Consider the following 16,225-nt stretch of genomic DNA (forward strand, 5'->3'; position numbering starts at 1 on the left):
TCCCCTGAAAATTAAAATCAGACTCCTTATAGCTATCTGAAAAAACACTTTTCAATTGAAACTATAGTATCACCGTCACTCAAAACCACTTAATTATCAGTTCTTATCAAACAGGCTTGATCGCTTTCGCACGCTAGTCTCTAAACTTCGTTTATTTTTAACCTTCATCAATTACTTGCCACTTTGGAAGAGAATGATTTAAAGCCTAAATGGCTCACTGAACTACAACTGAAAAGTTGGGAACCGGAGGTTTTGCTTTCTGGAATTGTCTTGTACGGCATGTTCAAAATGCCGGATTTGCTGGATGACTTCCTGTATTACTTCAAAGTCAATTTTGATAGCAACAGCAACAATATTGACAATTTCATAGGGATGATGAAGGTTGCAGTGTATTGGCTTACTGGTGGTCTCATCGCTCATTTGATTAGTCGTGGAATTTGGGTAGGCATGGTGGGTCTCAGCTTTACTTTCCCAAAAGGAATCCTGTTAGAGGATATGAAATTGACGGATAAGTATCGAAACTACCTCTCTCGAATTCCTTCTACTGAAAAGATCATCCTTAATCTGGAAAGTTTTTCCAGTTCCTTGTTCTCTATCTCCTTCATGATGTTTATGATGATATTGGGAGCTTACTTCTATCTCTTAATCACCATCATTACTCCAGTACTCACTTTGCTTTACTTTTTCGGCAACATCTTTGATATTGAGTGGTTAGGATTTGTGATGGCAGGCTATATCTTGATTGTCATAGGTATTGGCTTTCTCGGGTTCATCGATTTTGTGACACTAGGATTTCTCAAGCGGTTTAAGTGGGTATCTAAGGTGTATTGGCCTATTTATCGTCTGGTAGGTGCTTTGACTTTTGCCCGGTTCTATCGACCTATTTATTACATTCTGATTTCTAATGTAAAAGGTTGGAAAATAGCCGTTTTGCTCACTTTCTTCGTAGTAGCTAGTTTTCAGATGGTCGGTAGTATAAGCAACAGCACTTATCCAGGTGAAAGATTATCTCAAATATCCTTATGGTCGGATAGTCAAGCTACAGGAGCCTACACTGGCTATTATGACGATCAAATAGAGGATATCAAGTCAATCACTGCATCCATTCCTTCCGATATAATTCGAGGAAATACCATTAGACTATTTGTGGTGTTGAAAGCCAACAGGGAGGATTCAATCAAAGCTCACTGTAACCTTGATTCACTCTTTCAAGTGGAAAATTTAAGTGGCGCTCAAGCCAGAATACAATGTCTTAGCTCGTTCTACTCTGTATCCATAGATGATTCTGTTTATTCTGATCTGCCTTTCAAGTTTCACTACAAAAGCAAAACCAAACAACGAGGTATTCTTACTTACCTTGATGTCAGTTCTTTGGAAGCAGGGTTACATCATTTACAGCTCAAAATACCATCTGAAATGTTCAATAATAATAGGATAGCCAACATCCCATTTTATCGCGAAGAACCCTATATCCCTTATGTGGTTCCAGATACGGATATGAAAAAGGGTAGCGAAGATGAATCTTACCTAAAACTAAAACCTATTTTACCTAAGTGACTATTCATTTAATTGATTAACATTAATTATCGTCCTTTCTCTCCACCAAAAGAACGAAACCTTCATCTAATAATAAGTAACCTTGCTCATAACAGAATCGATAGGTGTCTCCAGCTTTGGTGACATAGCTGTTGGTATAAAAGTCAAAGTCAAAACCCTTTTTCAATAGTTTGTCTTTATGGGTTTTCTTCTTCCCATCAGGATTGAGGTCTATTAAGATTCTTCTGTTTTTAGCCAATGCGTTATTTACATTTCTCATGTAATTCGTAGTGGCAGAATTAACCTTATTATTGAAGGCATTGCGGCATGCATCCGAACAGAATTTCTTATCTATCCGACCATGTACGGGTCTTCCACATTCAGGACATTGTCTTTCCTCCATTTGCCTAAAATATCGACAAACAGAAATAAATGCAATTACAACTGATGAGAGAATTCTCGAAAAGGTCTCCTAATAGTTGGGGCAAAGTTTTTATAAAAACTTATCAATAGATACCAGAAATGAAACTCCGATGATTATAACCCATTGAATTATCCCGAGTATTCTACTCAATTGTCTTCTAAGTTGATCAGATTTTTCCATGGAATAAAATTCATTTACTTCCATGATTTATGTAAGTGTATATCGCTTAATATCCTATTTAAGTGAAATACTTAAATAAATAAAAAATAATTTAAGTAATTGATTCTCAATTATAAATCCACTTACAAACGACTACAAACGGATAGTAAATGACTACAAACATTTAAAAACCGAATCCGATTTGATGCTCACTACAGCTTTGCCATCGTCAAACGACAAATTCATCTACCAACAAGGGTGAATCAATTAACACATTAAAATTTATTATTATGACAAGTTTAAAAAACAGCGTACAACTAATTGGTAGATTAGGTAACGAACCAGAAGTTAGAACTTTTGAAAGCGGGAAAAAGATGGCCACTTTTTCTCTAGCAACGAACGAAACTTATTACAACAATAAGGGCGAGAAAGTAACAGATACACAGTGGCACAATATTGTAGTATGGGGCAAGAAAGCTGATGTAGTTGAAAACTACCTAAATAAGGGGAGCGAGATAGCGATGGAAGGAAAATTGCTTAATCGATCATACGAGAAAGATGGTGAAACAAAGTATATCACCGAAATAAGTTTGAACGAACTTCTCATGATGGGTAAGAAAGACCAATCCTGATGAATATAAAAGGCCTGCAATTATTCAGACTGCAGGCCTTTGTTTTTGTACAACTAACTATCTTATTACTTTTTCTTCACGCTTACTTGCTCCACTGCTTTATCTCTTGAAAGAGATCCTTTATCATAATCTTGAAGCGTTTTTCCTTTTACGGTTACTTCTATTTCTTCTGGCATATCGCAACCTATACATTCAGTTAGCTTGACTTTAAAGATTAACATTTCGTCAGATTTCAAACTCCTTATTGTACGACCATAGTCTAGTAGGTTCTCTTTAAAAGTTTTTTCAAATTCAGGATACATCGCCTCGACTTTCTCATCTCGTTCCTCTCGAGATAACCCTGTTTCTCCAGTTGCATTTATTACATGTAATCCATCATTACTACTAGAGGAATAAACCCTCATATTAAAAGTCACACCTAGTCCATCAAGTTTTGTATACCCTAGACTTCTTCCTGACATATAATAGGTGTTGGAAAGGTCAGATTCATAGAGTCTTGAAAATATTGTAGAAAAAAGCTCAAGGTCTTTTGAAACTGATCCTTCTTCATTTGTGGTAAAAGAAATCTTATCAATCAATTGATCCCTATTCATCTTGCCTTGCTTATATGCCATCAAATCACTTTTAAGTATTTGAGCTGATAGCGCAGATTGGCTTTGAGAAATACGTCTTCCATTGAATATATAGAGCTTATCATTTCTTCCTCGTGACTGTATAACGATTCTATGAGAAGGCTGTAATTGTCCGATTAAATCAGCATAGTCAGCTAAGAATAAGACCATTTGCTCTTTCATTTTCTCAGAAGATTCTTTATTGACTTCATCTAGCTTCTTCTGCTTCTCAGTTTTTTTCGCTTTACCACTAACCTCTTCTTCTTCATCATCTTCAGAGGATTCAGAAATAACGTATGTATTAACACCTACACTGCGAGAAGATCTTACCACGCTTCTAGCTTCGCCTACACTATAAATGTGTGAGGGACTAGGGATGCTAAAAATCACTCCATAATCTGGTATAAAATTACTTTCAACATTATCAAACAGTCTAACACGATTATTGTCACTTGCCAGTGTACTGAGAATGTTTTCAGCAACTTTCAAATCACGCTCCATCCGTTCTTCATCGATTGATTGTCCGAAAGAAGTAGTGATGCTGCATGCAATCACCAGGATTCCAATTGCTATTTTTCTAGTCATTTTCATTGTATTCTTTTTTAGTCCTTAAAATCAATATTGGTTAAGGTTAGGCTGATCAACTGACGATATGATGTTTGCCAGTATTTCATTTGTTTGAATTTGGTTCAGTTCTGCATCGTCTTGCAGGTTATTGAATTGAGTTTGAATCACTTCAATATCATTTTGTCTTTGAACATCCAGATAGATAGCAAAGTCTGTCAATACCTCATCGGTATATTTCTTTTGATCTAACTCAGATGTTTCAAGCATTTTTCGGAAGGTTTCAAGAAATTGTTGACGTTGGTCCACAAATTCATTGTTATCAAAAGTCTTTTGATTAACAAATTGAGCTTGTAAAGATTGGCTCTTATCAGCAATCAATTGCTTCATACCGGCCTCAGTGTTTTGTAGTTGATCATTTAATTGATCATTATTCTGTTTTATAGCTGATGCAATCATCGACTCTACCTGTGCTTGATCATAGTCTTGCTCTTTAGTTTCACCAAATGCCACTTGAAAACCCTCACTTCCTAATGAAACTTGAAATTTGGTGAGGTATCCAACAAAGAGCACCAACACAACACTAGCCGCAATGGCCAATGTTTTTTTCCAGAAATTAAATGATGGACGTTGACCAACAACTACCTTCGAGGAATCACTGAACGTAAATGTGGGTATATCAACCTCTCTGTCCTTCAGGTTTCCGAAGATTGAACGCACAGACGTTAATTCCTCTAACTCTTTTCTAGCATTATCATTACCAGAAAGGTATTCTTCTACTTTCTTCTTTTCATCACCTGATAACTCACCATAGAGGTAAGCAATCAATGTTTGTTCTTCTGGTTTATAATTCATAACTCAATGTTTCTTTCGTGATTTTCCTTTCTTCCAATAGTTGCTTCAGCATTCTAAGACCTCTGTATAACCAAGTTTTCACTGTGTTTTCAGAAGTATTTAACACGTCCGCTATTTCTCTAAACTTCATCCCCTCGTACTCTTTCATAATTATTACACTTCTTTGATCCGAGGATAATCCATCTAAACAATCAAAAAGTATCCGCTCAAGTTCTTGTTGTCTAAATGACATTTCCGGATTGAAAAAGGCACCTTCCGCAATTCCTTCTTCAACCACAGTCTCATCACCGTCCTCGCTTCTATTCATCGTAAAGGGAACTGTCTTACTTTTAGATTTTTTTCTCCCCTCTTCAATGCAAAAATTCGTTGCTATACGATAGATCCATGGTTTAAAACGCGATATATCATTCAACTTTTTCAAACTTTTAAAAACTGCTATAAAAGTTCTCTGTGTAATGTCTGATGCGAGACTCTCATCAGAACAGTGCTTAAGCGAGTAGTTATATATCCTTTTGTACCAAAGACTCACCAACTGGTTAAATGACTGTTCATCTCCAGTCATAGCCTTCTTAATCAGCTCATCTACTGGCATCATGGTCATTCTTATCTGATCCGCTTGCATAGTATCTGAGTAAAATAATTTTGACTCTCTTTCATACTTGAAATTAGGTTTCTTCTATGATGAAAGGCAAGTTAAAAAAGTTTTGATTTTGAAAAATAATCCACACAGTAATCGGTAACTAACTGTAAATCAGTCAGTAAAAATCAACGAATTAAAATTCTCCCTGTATGTATTTGTCCGTCTACAAATAATCTGTAGAGATAAATACCTGCTCTTAGTCCACTGGTAGAAAGGGCATCCTGAGTACCCTGAACTATACTTTCATAAACAATAGCCCCTTGACTATCAATCAATTGGAGAGTTGGAGTCCTCTCTTCAAATTCTTTCGTAATGATATTTAAAGATTCTCCGACTGAAATAGGGTTTGGAAAGACCCTAACAGGTATTTCAGTCAAGTAGAATGAAGTTCCAGCAGAAAGTATCAGCTCTTCACCATTAATGAATCTTATAATTATCCGATGTTCATTGTACCCCTGATTAGGCATTTCATCCAGGAATAGATATTCATCAGATTGGAAATCCTGTATAGCACCTATTTCAATAAATGTAGAAAGCTCATTTCGTTCGAAAACAATTTCATCAATCCCATAGGTGGTGCCCAATGTAAGATTTAAGTAAATCCCTGTGTCTAAGGCGACTGTTTGAAAAAAAGAAAACACATAGCATTCTACTCCTTGAAGCGTGTAGTCGAAGGAAGGAGTAGATAAAAGGCTTTTGCTACCTTCAAGATTTGGTTCAATGGTGAACCGTCTCCCATCAAGTAAGTTCGTATTCGGAATGATTAAGAATGTATCAGTTACCGTTTGAAAAGGCTCTAATATATCATCCGCTAAACTATATATTGTATAATCGACAGCATTGGGTGATACATCCCACCTCAACATCAATGAGTCTGAACAATTGAATCCAACAGATGTGGAAACAGGGAATGAAACGGTGAAAAAATCGGTCTCAAAGGTTTCCGCGTCTATCTGTATCCGCGCCTTTACTTTATCATTTATTTCTGGAGGATTACTCCATCTCCAATACCCTTTGGATAGATCAATTGCTGATTCTAAAATAATCCAATCAATTTCATTTACTGTATAGGATAGCTCCCCAATTCCTGTTTTGGAAGTAGTCCATCTAAAATATGAACCTGTTTCACCATTGTAGGGCATGTTATCACTTCGCGTTGGGTAGTCCCATTCGAATGAGTCTTCAATCTCATAACCCCAGGCAATATTGAACTCTTGAGTTCCAGCTATAGATTTACCTTCCACCTCTATCTGATAGTTAGTTTTAGGATCTTCAATGGTTACCTGTTCTACATTATTTAAATTATCAATTCCCCTTGTGGCAGCACTTGAAAGACTGGTTACGTTAGCTTGATTGTCCAGAATCCAAGGCAAAGTGGTAGTTTCATCATCAATAAGTCTCAAATTGAGATTATTTACTAATGCTGAAAAGTCGTTGACATTGGCTGGTGGGTCATTCCAACATAAAGTGATCTTTAAGTTAGTCGCATTGTCAGGTATATTGAGCTCAAAAGATTCTATACTTCCTTCATCCACACTTCCTGAAAAATACTGGGCGTTTCTAAGATCAGTTAAACTTTTCCAGGCATTTACATTTCCATAACCTGTGATATAATCCAATCCTTCTGGTCCAACATCCAAAGCTCCATTAATTAGAAGAGCCTTTGTGAGTGACGAAGGCATGTCTGAAGAGTTATCTTCGCGAAATTGCTGTTGAAGCAATGAACTGATTCCTGAGACAAGTGCTGCTGAGTTAGAACTACCAACAACACTGTATGCTACAATCTCCGGCTTAATTCGACCATCGTATGCAGGCCCTCGAGATACAAAACCAGGGATGTTTCCCACAGTATCTACAGAACCGACAACAAGGGAGTTTTTAGACATTTTAAAATTCCCGGTAAGGTTCGCATACCCCTCAATTCCTTGGTACATCCCTGTCGTAGAAACCGTGTTACCCTCATTTCCACTTGAAAAGACATGAAGCAAGTTTTTGTTGTTAAATGCACTTTGATCAAAAGCTCTTGCCTCCACACCGTAGTGCGTTGTGTCTCCAGGAATCCCATACGAATGATTTTGCGTGATGACACCAAGATTTAAGTATGAATCATTTGAATCCGGCATGACATCAGAAAAATCTGATGAAGAGATGGTTAACTCGTCGGCAACACCTCGTCCAGTAACAAAAGAATTTCCCTTCCCAGCGATAATGGTAGCCATTTCAGTTGCATGATTATCCGTGGTTTCACTTTCTAAACCAGAGTCAGTACTTCTTCCTAACAAATCAATATCCATCTCATCATAACGATTTTCTTGAATTGAGATAACCTCAGTGTTCCCATTCAGATTTGGGTAGAAATGATGGATTTTATTAATCCTATTTGGATTGAGATTCATGTCTAATACTCGACTTTCTACTGAGGGTTTGAATACCTTATTAGATATGTGAAGTATGTCAGGGTCTTTCAGGAGTATGTTTTCAATATTCTTTAAAGAGCCTTCAATAAGGATTGTATTTAATGATCCATAATCCGATATAATCCTAAATAGATCTAATTTGGATCTATCAAACGAATTGGTGGTAATAATGTAAAATTTTGATCCGCTTGAATTTCTATCTACATCTATTTTCCATGAGTCATCTGCTTTCCAAATTTTATTAATTCCTTCAGTAGAGTTTGAGGAGATAATAAAGTGATTGGAATCGAGTTTCCTTAAAATTTTTGTGCTTTTAATCTTTTTAAGATTTTTAAAAGAAGATTCTATTATATAAATATCACTTTCAACAATGAGCGTAGAATCTTTGGAAATAAACCTCTCCCAACGATCTAACTGCTGGCCAAAAGAATCATTGAACCAAATTATAAGTACTACAGTTAAAACTACCCCTCTCATAGGTTCGCCAAATTAGATAAAACACCACATATCTTAGACAAACAAATATTATTTGTCGATTAATAGCTTAATAACATATCAAATATCTTTTTTGATTGTTATTAAAATAAATAATTGTATTTAAAAATGTTATTACCAAATATAATTTTGATTATCAACTGACAATGTTGATAACTTAGTAGAATATTATTTTTAATTCTAAAAACAAAACTTTTATATTGTGATTAAATGTTTAACCTAATATAATTATGAGAAGATTAAATTCTACGCTATGGAGCGTACTAGTCATGTTTTTGGCTATCGGTTTTACTTCATGTACAAGTGAAGATGAACCACAATCTGACGAAATTTCGGATGCTGTATTATCTCAATTCGCTGACCTTGGATTCGATGTTAGTGATATTGAAGTAGTAAATCAGCAAAATCCGTTAACTGGACAATCAGGACAATTTTATAAGCTGGAGGGCGATATAATGGTTCCTGAGTCTCAAATGAAAGAAATGCTTGACAGTGATGTCTTTCATGTTGGTGCTGTTGGTGAGCAGTACAGAACAAATAACTTAGTAAGTAATAATCAAACTATTAGTGTATTGGGCTACACTGGAGGTTCTAATGCACTAGACAATACGATGAGAACTGCTCTACAGTGGGCAGTTAACAATTACAATCGTTTGAATATTGGATTGAACTTCACACTATCTTTCGGTACAAACTTCCAGGCATTTGACATGGTAGTTTTCCGAGTTGGTGGTGGAGGTGGTGGATCTGCCGGATTCCCTTCTGGTGGTGACCCTTTCAAATTCATCCAAATTCAGTCTGGAACCAGTGGTTTTGGAACTAACGTAACTGAGCATGTAATTACGCACGAAATGGGTCACTCTGTTGGTCTTCGTCACACTGATTACTTCAACAGATCACTTTCATGTGGAACTGGTGGAAATGAAGGAAGTGGTGGTGTAGGTGCAATTCAAATTCCAGGTACACCTTCTGGGTTTGACGCTAACTCAATCATGCTTTCTTGTTTTTCAGCTAATGAAGATGGAGAGTTTGGTAACTTTGATGTTGTAGCTCTAGAGTTTCTTTATTGATAAACAACATTCGCCCTCAAATAAAAAACCGGCTTTTGCCGGTTTTTTTTGGTTATATCAATTCTTCAATTTCGAAACTTCCACCTTTTAAGTTGAAAACCTCTCCTCTTTTTAGCCCCATCATGGCATTGGATAAAGGGGCCAATGGAGAAATAGCAAATACTTTATCCCCTTCCACATTGAGTTCTCCAATTGGAACACTGATATAGAATGTTCCATTTTGGGCTTGTACCAGACTTCCTGCTTTCACAGAGTTATAATTCATATCCATATTGACCGAACTGAGAATCACTTGTTGTTTTTTAAATTGATCCAATTGCTCACCAAGTTTATTTCTCTCCTGCATAATCATCTCTCTACCTGTTTCGTATTTATCTCCCATGCTACTCTTAGTCTCATTGCTGGCAGATTCCTTCAAGGCATCAATCTCATTTAACAACGCTACAATCTTCTCTTCAAGACGTTTCTCACAAGCCTGATGAACTGCTCTCTTAAATTCCTTATCCATAAATCAAACATAATTGGAAATTTGGTAGGGTAGTATTTATTTCGACTGTATCAATAAGGGAATGCTGCGGTGACGCGTATATATTTGAGTTACTTAATTAAATGAAGGTCACCAAAACATTCACCAAAAATGATTTGCGGGTGCTCTACGATGAATATTTCGAGAGCATACGTGGATTTTTATATTATAAATGTGGTGATATTGACTTAGCTGAGGATTTGGTACAAGAGACCTTTATAAAAGTATGGAATAATCGAGATGACCTTAAAAGAGAAACCCTTAAAAGCTTTCTTTACACGATTGCTAACAACCTTCTCATGAATCACTTTAACCATCAAAAGGTGGTGAGAGAACATCAGAAAGGTTCAACAATGGAAATTTCTTCAAAATCGAGCTCACCTCAATTCCAACTGGAAGAAAAGGAATTTGAGCAAAAACTGAATGATGCAATTTCTTGCTTACCAGATGATTGTAAGGAAGTCTTTTTAATGAATAGAATTGATAAGTTGAAATATCAGGAAATTGCGGACAGATTAAACTTGAGTGTAAAAGCGATTGAGAAACGGATGAGCAAAACGATTGGTATCTTAAAAGAACAATTGGGAATGAAGATCTAATGAGTGATTCAGAAAAATATCGAGATTTACTAAATCATGAATCGAGTAGCATGAATGATGAACTTGCAGAATTTATAAGCAAGTCCGCTGGTGCTAAAATCCCTGCAGGTAGAGGTAAAGAAGATATCTGGAATCAGATAGATAGCCAAACAGTTAATAGAGAAAAGAGCTCAATTCGAATTTGGCCTTTAATAGGAATAGCTGCATCTCTCTTAATAGCAACTTTTGTTTTTGTTTTCTTCTTTAATTCGACTTCTGCAATCATTGACATACGAACAGGATTAGCTGAGTCAAAAGCCGTCAAGCTTCCAGATGGTTCTCAGGTGACACTCAATGCTAACTCCCAAATTTCTTATTCAGAAGATTGGAACAGAACACTAAGTCTTGAAGGGGAAGGATTCTTTGAGGTAGTCAAAGGAGGGAAATTCCAAGTCCAGACATCTGTAGGCGTGGTGGAAGTATTAGGAACCTCTTTTAACATCTTCGTGAGGGACTCCATCTTTGAAGTAGCATGTAAAACAGGAAAAGTAAATGTCAAAATTCCATCCAAGTCTTTTGATCAGTCCCTAACCCCCGGTGATCTTGTGAGGCTAGAATCAGATACTGTAAGACAAACAAAAAGAACTACAGAATTGGTTGGTAAATGGAAATTAGGAGAATTCTACTTCAATGAACAGCGCCTTTCTAATGTATTGCAAGAAATGGAAAGGCAGTTCAATGTTTCATTGGTCGTTGCAGATTCTTCAAACTATGAATTCTCTGGCTATTTCACGAATAAGAATATTGAAAAAGCGCTTGAAATGGTATGTCTTCCACTTGGACTCACTTATGAAAAGACTGGTGCAAAAGCATATGCCATACGAGAATTAGAATAGAGCATGCGATTCTCAATCAACATTATCGCCCTATTTATCCTTTTTTCATTATCAGCTCAGTCGAATTATGATCTGAAGGTGGAAGATAAGTCCCTTGCCGATGTTGTACGAACTTTATCAAAACAATACAGTCTCAAATTTTCCTACAGTCCGAGGGTTCTCTCTAAACATAGAATAACAAGAGATATAACAGCCAAATCAAGGGCCGAGCTAATCAGCCAAGTATTTGAAGAGCTTCCGTTTGAACTTAAATTAAGTGATGGTATTTATCTAGTCATACCAAAGAAAATCAAACCAAAACCAACTCCATTAATAGGTCAAGTATATGATAATGATAGTGGTGAGCCACTTGCTTTTGCACATGTACAAAGTACAGAAAACGGAACTTTAAGTTCCCAAAATGGACGTTTCAGCTTGCCTCCCAGAGAGGATACAATAACGCTGACAGTCAGCTATATTGGCTACAAAAACTTAGAGCTTAAAGTGCCACCCAATGAAGACAATGTCAAGTTAAGATTAAATCAAAATCCGCAGGAATTAAAAGAAGTCGTATTGACAGCAGACATTGAAAAATCCATATCTGCCCCTTCATTTTTTAGCCTGAATCCGCAACAACTCAGTTCGCTTCCTATGCTGGGTGAGACAGATGTATTCAAATCTATGCAACTACTCCCAGGCATACAGGCTACAGATGAAGCTTCATCAGGCCTGGTGATCAGAGGAAGTCTACCCTCTCAAAATTTGATTCTTATGGATGGATTTACTCTTTATAATGTAGACCACTTCTTTGGTATTTTCAGTACGCTCAACCCCAACGCTATAAATAATGTGAGTGTATTCAAGGGAGGATTTGGATCTAAGTATGGAGGGCGAATATCTTCTGTTGTAGATGTGACTGGCAAAAATGGAGCAGCAGAAAAATTCAGTGGAAGATTTGGCGCTAACATGCTTTCCGTAAATGGAACATTAAACATTCCTATTGGTCAGCGCACCTCCATTCTATTCGCATTCAGAAATTCTTTCTCAGACTTTATCAACTCCGACCTTTATAGTGATTTCCTTAAATCAAGCAGACAAAATTTTCTGGAATCTATAAGTTCAGAGCTAAATGCGATCAATATTTCTCCAACCGTCGAGTTTCACGATATCAATACCAAGATTCAGCATAGGTTCTCTCCTAACACAGTATTTGATTTAAACTTTTTTATCAGTGAGGATTTTTATGATGGAAATTATGTTGAAAGAGACTCTCTAATTGAGTATCGTTTGAATGATATCTCTAATTGGTCAAATAGTGGGATTAGCTTGAATCTAAAGAGTCAATTCAAGCCAAACTGGTACAGCAATATTATTCTAAGCGCATCACAGTATGAAAAAAAGGAAACCCTTACTTCAGAGTTTGCCTTCTCTCAAAATTTTACTTTAGACGCGGACTCAACGATAGAAGCAAATACGCCAGTTAATTATTTTGATTATTCTGTAAATAGCTCAATAAGTGACATTACCATTAAAAGTCATAACGAATTTCAAATAGACCATCAGAATGTTGTCTCTGGGGGTATAGAAATAAATACTATAAGCACCAATTATAACGTCAATCAAGAGTCTTTAGAAGCAGATTTTCTATCGTTTAGTGAATACCAGGATACCATTGATATCGAAACGACTATTCCCAGCTTGTATGGAAATTATCAGTTTCAAAAAGAAGGCATCAATACCAATCTGGGCTTACGAGCTTCTTTTTACGAACCAACCCAAAAATGGTACCTTGAACCAAGGTTTGACATAGGATTTAAAGTGTCTGACAATCTTTTATTGAAAGGCGCTGCATCTTACCATCATCAATTTATTAGTCAAACATCACTTTCATTATTCCAAGGATCAGATCAGTTTTATTGGATCCTATCTGATGACGAAATAATCCCAATTCAAAAAAGTGCCCATTTCATATTGGGGGGGAATTATTCATTTGACAAGTGGTCTTTTGATTTAGAATATTATAACAAGCGAACAGAGGGAATTATAGAGAATCAATTCCTCGTTCTACCTCCGACTATCTTGGCTAATCTATTGGAGGAAGAATTGAACTTAGCTGGACAAAATAATTCAGAAGGTTTGGATCTGTTTGTTAAATATAAAAGCACAAAATTCAGCTCCTGGTTAAGTTTCTCACTTGCCAAATCAGAGGATTCATTTTGGTATAGAAATCAAAACACTCCCTACCCATCTGTACAAGATCAGCGATATGAAATAAACTTTACCAATATTTATAAATTAGGCAAATGTGAATTTTCAAGTACTTTTTTGTTTGGTTCAGGCAGACCATATACTCCAATAAACCCTGAATACAGCATTGAGAATGACACGGTTAATATTTATGATTTATCCAGAATCAATCAAGAGAGATTACCTTCTTACATCAGACTGGATCTTTCTGCGAAATACACATTTGACATAGGCAAGCTAAACTTCGAAACAGGGTTAACCCTTTTCAATGTTTTAAATAACAGGAATATTCGATCAAGAAAGTTTACAAAGGTCCCCCAACTTGAAGAACTAGGTAATCAGCTAGTTGTTGATGGCTCTGAACTTGTAGCATTGGACACAAACCTACTTGGATTCACACCAAATCTTTTCTTCAATATACGCTTCTAACAGTCTTTTTTAGAAAAAAAATCAAATTCCAGTAGGGTATTTTCTTAACCGGCGGTAGAAATATCAAACACTAAATTTTGAAACACATGAAAACTAGAAAATCAATTATCGCCGGTATGTGGGTTGCTGTAGCAGCGCTTGTTTGGTCTTGTGATGAGAATGGTGAAACACCTATAAATCCGCAGCAAGAAAATATCGTTGCACAAAACTTATTAGTAAATTCAAATACAGCAGTCAGTAAACTCAGAGGTAATGGAATAGGTGGTCCAATGGGTGCTCTTTTTGGCAACTTCGAAAATGGAAGAAGCGGGAGATCCAGTCAATCACCTTCTGCCATGTTTAGAGCTGCAGGTAGAGTAGCAAATGATTCTACAAATGTTGGGGATACTACTGACATTACCCACCCAACATGCTTAATTGAAAAATGGGAAGATGATGGAAATGGTAATTATACGTATACACTAGACTTTGGAGACGGTTGTGATTATTACGGTGAATTTCTAAAAGGTAAGCTTGTAGAAACAGGATCGTATAGTGAATCGGGATTTTCTTCTAAAGCTACATACACCGAATTTGGAGGGCATGATTGGACAATTGATGGAACCCATAACTATAGTGGTACTTGGCAGGAAATCTCTGATACATCAGAGCCGTCAGACACTTCTGATTATCAATACAATGCAAGCTATGAATTTAGTGCTGATCTGAAAACCAGCTACATGGAGTATGGTCATGATACAACCTCAGAAGTATCCGCAGGAGAAAGGTTAGTAGAGGTAGATTATGTAGCACAAGGATCTGAAGAAATAGATCAGAATGGATATACTGTAAAAACACGAACTGAATCTGTAGATATTAGTACAGGAGAGTCATTTAGCTCAAGTGTAGACACTCCTCTATTTTATGATTATAACTGCGAATCTGACAATGTCTGGGTATTCGTTAGTGGGCAAGAATCTGGAAATTATACATACGGAGATCAATCAGGTAGTTATAGCATCAACTATGGTGATGGAACTTGTGATAACATTGTAACAGTAACTGAGAATGGCGTTAGTGAGGAAGTGGATCTGGGAGAAATTTGGGATGATTGGGAAGAAGAATGCGGAGATGACTAGTTAAAAAAATCAGATTAAAGTAAAGCGCCCCGATAATATCAGGGCGCTTTACTTTTTAGTTGTCTATGTTTTCAATAGCTGACTCAATATTTTCTTTGATATCATTAAATCCTTTTTCAATTTCAGAAATAGCCTTATTTATATCCGATTTTACTTCCTCCCAATTTTCTTTAGAAGCATCTTTGGCCTTCTTCAATGAATCTTCAATATCTTTCTTTTTATTCTCTAAATCTGCTTTTGCCTTTTCAAGGTTTCTTTCAACTGGGCCTTCATTGATATTGAGTTTATCTTCAACATCTTCTATCGAATCATCAATACTGGCTTTCATTTTTTCAAGATCCTTTACCACCTTTTCTTTCTGCTCTTTAAAATCATCAGCTACTTTATTTTCATTTGATGTACTACCACTGCAGGAAAAAAGAAATACCAACGATAGGATCAAAAGTGATTTTAACGTAAGGTTTAAATAGCTACTTGTTGATTTCATAATATCTAAATTTTAAATTGTTAGTTGTATCTTCCTAAAGAGAAAAGCATACCATCCACAAAAAGCTACATAATTGACTAAATAGGGATGTTTTGCTTAGATAAACTTCTCATCTTGAGAATGTCACAATCAATTTGGGAGATATCCATTAAACAATGGAGCTCATAGCAAGCTTGATCGGTGGTGGCAAGGTATTCTCACGATTTACAGCATTACTAACTAAAATAAAAATAATTATGCTTTCATGGACAATCATTTTTATCGTTGTAGCACTTGTCGCAGGTCTTTTCGGGTTTACTAAAATCGCAAGGGGAGCTGCTGGAATTGCAAGAATACTATTCTTCATTTTTGTCCTCCTCCTAATTCTCTCACTAGTCACAGACATGTTTGCATAGAACAAAATATCAGGCAGTTCAATTAATGATTGAACTGCCTTTATTATCTATTTCCAGGCACACAAAACAACTCACCTGAATAGTTAAAGCGCACTCCAATCAAAAGGAGTAGGTTTTTCTGACTATTATCATAGATGATGAATTTCTTAAAAAATTTCTATTCAAAC

15 protein-coding genes are annotated in these 16,225 nt (G+C 36.2%); 8 read left to right on the forward strand and 7 right to left on the reverse strand.

Translation table 11 applies throughout. The features are described from left to right. The first annotated feature begins 183 nt into the window (after positions 1-183). On the forward strand, positions 184-1,557 hold the full coding sequence (locus tag ABJQ32_08505; protein MEP5289677.1) for a hypothetical protein: 1,374 nt from the start codon (positions 184-186) through the stop codon (positions 1,555-1,557). 22 nt (positions 1,558-1,579) lie between these two features. On the opposite strand, the gene ABJQ32_08510 is transcribed toward ABJQ32_08505, so the two are convergent. Continuing rightward, positions 1,580-1,939, reverse strand: a complete 360-nt coding sequence (locus tag ABJQ32_08510) for a hypothetical protein (protein ID MEP5289678.1) — start codon at positions 1,937-1,939, stop codon at positions 1,580-1,582. A 470-nt stretch (positions 1,940-2,409) separates the two neighbouring features. On the opposite strand from ABJQ32_08510, the gene ssb reads away from it, so the two are divergent. Next, positions 2,410-2,751, forward strand: a complete 342-nt coding sequence (ssb, locus tag ABJQ32_08515; GenBank protein ID MEP5289679.1) for a single-stranded DNA-binding protein — start codon at positions 2,410-2,412, stop codon at positions 2,749-2,751. Positions 2,752-2,816: 65 nt separating this feature from the next. Here the strand turns inward: ssb and ABJQ32_08520 are convergent, their stop codons facing one another. The 4 genes from ABJQ32_08520 to ABJQ32_08535 form a co-directional block, all read right to left on the reverse strand. Further along, complete coding sequence (locus ABJQ32_08520; GenBank protein ID MEP5289680.1) at positions 2,817-3,947, reverse strand: hypothetical protein; 1,131 nt, start codon at positions 3,945-3,947, stop codon at positions 2,817-2,819. A 30-nt stretch (positions 3,948-3,977) separates the two neighbouring features. Further along, the gene (locus ABJQ32_08525) at positions 3,978-4,781 is read right to left on the reverse strand and encodes a hypothetical protein (protein ID MEP5289681.1); all 804 of its coding nucleotides are present in this window, start codon (positions 4,779-4,781) and stop codon (positions 3,978-3,980) included. Next, the gene (locus tag ABJQ32_08530; protein MEP5289682.1) at positions 4,771-5,403 is read right to left on the reverse strand and encodes an RNA polymerase sigma factor; all 633 of its coding nucleotides are present in this window, start codon (positions 5,401-5,403) and stop codon (positions 4,771-4,773) included. Before ABJQ32_08530 ends, ABJQ32_08525 begins: the two co-directional genes overlap by 11 nt. A gap of 143 nt (positions 5,404-5,546) precedes the next feature. Next, positions 5,547-8,315: a S8 family peptidase gene (locus tag ABJQ32_08535; GenBank protein MEP5289683.1), complete on the reverse strand. Its 2,769-nt coding sequence runs from the start codon at positions 8,313-8,315 to the stop codon at positions 5,547-5,549. 248 nt (positions 8,316-8,563) lie between these two features. Here ABJQ32_08535 and ABJQ32_08540 point away from each other — a divergent pair, with 248 nt between their 5' ends. Next, positions 8,564-9,403 carry a M57 family metalloprotease gene (locus tag ABJQ32_08540; protein MEP5289684.1) on the forward strand — a complete coding sequence of 280 codons (840 nt, stop codon included), beginning with the start codon at positions 8,564-8,566 and terminating at the stop codon, positions 9,401-9,403. Positions 9,404-9,455: 52 nt separating this feature from the next. On the opposite strand, the gene ABJQ32_08545 is transcribed toward ABJQ32_08540, so the two are convergent. Beyond that, complete coding sequence (locus tag ABJQ32_08545) at positions 9,456-9,911, reverse strand: hypothetical protein (protein MEP5289685.1); 456 nt, start codon at positions 9,909-9,911, stop codon at positions 9,456-9,458. Positions 9,912-10,012: 101 nt separating this feature from the next. Here ABJQ32_08545 and ABJQ32_08550 point away from each other — a divergent pair, with 101 nt between their 5' ends. The 4 genes from ABJQ32_08550 (at position 10,013) to ABJQ32_08565 (ending at position 15,176) form a co-directional block, all read left to right on the forward strand. Further along, positions 10,013-10,528: an RNA polymerase sigma-70 factor gene (locus tag ABJQ32_08550; GenBank protein ID MEP5289686.1), complete on the forward strand. Its 516-nt coding sequence runs from the start codon at positions 10,013-10,015 to the stop codon at positions 10,526-10,528. Further along, positions 10,528-11,403 (forward strand): FecR domain-containing protein, encoded by an 876-nt coding sequence (locus ABJQ32_08555; GenBank protein MEP5289687.1) that lies wholly within the window; start codon positions 10,528-10,530, stop codon positions 11,401-11,403. The genes ABJQ32_08550 and ABJQ32_08555 overlap by 1 nt, the downstream gene beginning before the upstream one ends. A gap of 3 nt (positions 11,404-11,406) precedes the next feature. Beyond that, the gene (locus ABJQ32_08560; GenBank protein ID MEP5289688.1) at positions 11,407-14,058 is read left to right on the forward strand and encodes a carboxypeptidase-like regulatory domain-containing protein; all 2,652 of its coding nucleotides are present in this window, start codon (positions 11,407-11,409) and stop codon (positions 14,056-14,058) included. Positions 14,059-14,144: 86 nt separating this feature from the next. Beyond that, the gene (locus ABJQ32_08565; protein MEP5289689.1) at positions 14,145-15,176 is read left to right on the forward strand and encodes a hypothetical protein; all 1,032 of its coding nucleotides are present in this window, start codon (positions 14,145-14,147) and stop codon (positions 15,174-15,176) included. 55 nt (positions 15,177-15,231) lie between these two features. Here the strand turns inward: ABJQ32_08565 and ABJQ32_08570 are convergent, their stop codons facing one another. After that, complete coding sequence (locus ABJQ32_08570) at positions 15,232-15,663, reverse strand: hypothetical protein (protein MEP5289690.1); 432 nt, start codon at positions 15,661-15,663, stop codon at positions 15,232-15,234. Between the two features lie 236 nt (positions 15,664-15,899). Between ABJQ32_08570 and ABJQ32_08575 the strand changes: the two genes are divergently transcribed. Further along, positions 15,900-16,058, forward strand: coding sequence for a DUF1328 domain-containing protein (locus tag ABJQ32_08575; protein ID MEP5289691.1), 159 nt, complete (start codon positions 15,900-15,902; stop codon positions 16,056-16,058). Positions 16,059-16,225 lie beyond the last annotated feature (167 nt).

The sequence above is a fragment of the Marinobacter alexandrii genome, assembly GCA_039984955.1.
In the GTDB taxonomy this organism is placed as follows: domain Bacteria; phylum Bacteroidota; class Bacteroidia; order Cytophagales; family Cyclobacteriaceae; genus Ekhidna.